Here is a 3,261-nt window from a genome sequence, read left to right as displayed (position 1 = left end):
ACGTCAACGTGTTGCTATCGGTCGTACTCTGGTTTCTCAACCAAACGTATTCCTACTTGATGAACCTCTATCTAACCTGGATGCAGCACTGCGTGTTCAAATGCGTTCACAAATCACGAAGCTACAGCGTCAACTGGGCTGTACCATGATTTATGTAACACACGACCAAGTTGAAGCGATGACAATGGCGGATAAAATCGTTGTGCTTGATGGTGGTTTTGTTTCTCAAGTGGGTAAACCTCTTGATCTTTACCACTATCCTCAAAACCGTTTCGTTGCTGGCTTTATTGGCTCACCAAAAATGAACTTTATGTCGGTTCACATCGAACAAGCTGAAGCAGAACGCGTATTGGTACAACTTTCAAACGGTATGACTTTCTGGATCCCAGTTGATGGCACGACTGTCAACGCTGGTGACCGTATGTCTCTAGGAGTTCGTCCTGAGCACTTGTTGTCTGCTGAAACAGGTGATGCGACGATTGAAGCTGATGTGTTGATGGTCGAGAAGCTCGGTAACGAAACACAAGTTTACCTAAACCTCGACAGTGCCGATGCTGACGTTATCTATCGCCAGCCAGACACGTTGACGATTGAGTCTGGTGACAAGCTAGCGATTGGTATTCCTGCACACCGTTGTCACTTGTTCCATAGCGATGGTAGAGCATGTCGTCGCTTGTACAAAGAGTACGGCACCGACTAATCAATTCGTCGTTTTAGGATATAACTTGCCCGTATCGAATCCCTCTTACCTTGTAAGGGGGATTTCTCATTTTCTGACAACGAGTTTTACTTTCATTAAATAGATCGCGCTTTGTCTGTTGTCTGTTGTCTGTTGTCTGTTGTCTGTTGTCTGTTGTCTGTTCAGTATAAAAACAAAAAAGGCCTAGCGAATGCTAGACCTTTATCTGTTTGAGCTAAAAGCCATCCTATCTAAACGATAAAGATATAGGCTTGCTCAACTTTAATACCAATCGTAGTAAATAACTTAGTGAATTGGCGTATCACTTGTTTTATTGAACTGGCCAAAATGCTGTTCTAACACTTCAGGTGTCAGTTTGCCTTCCGCTTCTAGTCGCTTAAATTCAGCAACGATCGCTTTTTGCTCTTCAAGTGATGGAAGTTTCACTTCAGGCTCATCGCCCATCTCTTGAGTCATCTGCTCTAGTTCTTTTTCAAAATCGCTCATGATACTTACCTAAATATTAAACCTAGCGAGATTTTACTCATTTACGCTCTATGATGCTAGGGCGATTAGGTGCAAAGCCCGAAACCAGATCAAGTGAACATCAGCTTAAATGCAGAACTGCGGTCTGAATGGCGACGTTCAACGTAAAAAGCTATACCAAACGTAACAATTAGCATCAGACGTAAAAGCCACACCAAACATAAACTGCCTAGCAAACGTAAAGTGCCGTATCAAACGTAAAGTGCCGTATCAAACGAACAAGCATATCAGACGTAAAAAAGCCGGGGTCACGTGAAATGAATCCGGCTCCAATGTAAGTGTTGCAAGTTTATCCGCTATTAAAGCTTAAACGAGCCAACCATCTTATCTAGACGAGAAGAAAGCTGTTGAAGTTCTTGGCTCGCTTCAGCAAGCTGCTCTGCGGTTCCAGTCGTCACTTCGTTAATCGCGTTGATTTCTTCAATATTCTGGTTGATGGTATGAACTACGGTTGATTGCTCTTCCGTTGCCGTTGCCACTTGAGTGTTACGATCAGTGATATCAACGATACGGTCTGAAATACCACCCAGTACGTCCACCGCTTCATCCGACGCCGATACGCCTTCAAGTGTAATCACTTTGCCTGCACTCATCGCCGTTACGGCATCTTTAGCATCACTTTGCAGTTGGTTGATCATCTTCTGAATCTCTTCAGTAGAATCTGCGGTACGGCTTGCTAGGTTACGAACCTCATCGGCTACAACGGCAAAGCCGCGACCTTGTTCACCCGCACGCGCAGCTTCAATAGCAGCGTTCAGAGCTAGTAGGTTGGTTTGTTCAGAGATGTCACGAATTACACCCAAAATAGAGCCAATGTCTTGAGTCGTTGAAGCTAACTGCTCTACCACTTGACCTGTACTTTCGATGTCTTGCGCTAAACGGCTGATCGCGTCTTTTGCTTTGTTTACCACAGATCGGCCTACTTCAGTATTGCCTGAAGCCTGTGTTGCCGTTTCCGCAGCCGTTGCCGCATTCGATGCAATCTCGCTGATTGTCATGCCCATCTGGTTAATGGCTGCAACTACCTGAAGAGTTTGATCTCGTTGTTCTTGGCTATTGTCGTGGGTGATGTGCGCTTTGTTAGAAACACTCTCAGCGGCGACTTGAAGTGCTTGGCTTGTAGAAAACACCTCTTTCATCGACTCGTGAATCTTTTCGATGAATCCATTAAAGCCCTTTGAAAGCTGTGCAATTTCATCGTTGCCTTTCACTTCGATACGCTGAGCAAGGTCACCGTCACCTTCGCCAAGGTCACCGAATCGCTTAGCCAAAAGTTTAATCGGTTGAGTAATACTGTTTGCTAGCACCACGCCCATCAGAATAAAGATTAACGCTACAACAGCGGTCATGATCAGCATCTGTTTAGCCGTTGCATCAAGCTCAGCAAAAACTTCGCTCGTCGGAACTTCACCAACAACGAACCAATCCATTGACGGCACATACAAACTCGCGACAAACAACTCTTGTCCTTTATGTTCCGTTGTAATCAGGTTAAATCCTGACTTGCTTAACAACTGACTAGATTGAGGACCGTAAAGTTGTTGAAGTGATGAATCACTAAGCGAACGTTCGCGATGAATTTGAACATCACCTTGGCTATTCGTTAAGAAAACAAAACCGGTATCTTCGATCTTAAAACTATTGAGTAGACTTACCATGTCACCCATCGATTTCGATAAGCCAGACATCGCTAAACCAGAAGGTTGTTGGTAGTTAGCGAACATTTTCACTTCACCTGTCGCTTCTTGGAACATACTGACCATTGTCTGCTGGCCAGATTGCGTAAAGCCAAAGAACCAACCATCTTGCTGTTGATTGAGTTGACGCAAGAAGCCATCTTGGTTCCAGTAGTAGGCCGTTTGACGGTTCGCTACTGAGGCATCATTTAGCTGGTATTGGTTACGAACATTGTTCAATTGCTTTACTAGCTTGTTCTCTAAGACGGCATCACGATCGGTCGATTCGATAGCGTCAGAAATGAATTCATTCGAAGCAATTTGTTCTGCAGCTAACAATAGCTGAGAGACTTCACGGTC

General features: G+C 44.6%; 3 protein-coding genes. 1 reads left to right on the top strand and 2 read right to left on the bottom strand.

Features of this window, described 5'->3' with window-relative positions; all coding sequences use genetic code 11:
- A partial coding sequence (locus tag AB4653_RS06025) for a TOBE domain-containing protein (protein ID WP_372103577.1) occupies window positions 1-700 on the top strand: 700 nt, incomplete at its 5' end.
- A 285-nt stretch (window positions 701-985) separates the two neighbouring features.
- Here the strand turns inward: AB4653_RS06025 and AB4653_RS06020 are convergent.
- Together AB4653_RS06020 and AB4653_RS06015 are read right to left on the bottom strand one after the other, a co-directional pair.
- On the bottom strand, window positions 986-1,186 hold the full coding sequence (locus AB4653_RS06020; protein WP_009845810.1) for a chromosome segregation ATPase: 201 nt from the start codon (window positions 1,184-1,186) through the stop codon (window positions 986-988).
- Between the two features lie 338 nt (window positions 1,187-1,524).
- The coding region (locus tag AB4653_RS06015; RefSeq protein WP_372103574.1) for a methyl-accepting chemotaxis protein at window positions 1,525-3,261 on the bottom strand (1,737 nt) is incomplete at its 5' end.

Origin of the sequence: Vibrio sp. 10N.222.48.A3 (genome assembly GCF_041475345.1) — a bacterium.
Taxonomy (GTDB): Bacteria; Pseudomonadota; Gammaproteobacteria; order Enterobacterales; family Vibrionaceae; genus Vibrio; species Vibrio tasmaniensis_A.
The sequence above is the reverse complement of the archived record's forward strand: the minus strand, read 5'-3'. Positions and strand labels throughout refer to the sequence as shown.

Bases quoted from the DNA above. Each gene is read 5' to 3' on its own strand.
- AB4653_RS06020 (WP_009845810.1), bottom strand. From the start codon at position 1,186: ATGAGCGATTTTGAAAAAGAACTAGAGCAGATGACTCAAGAGATGGGC.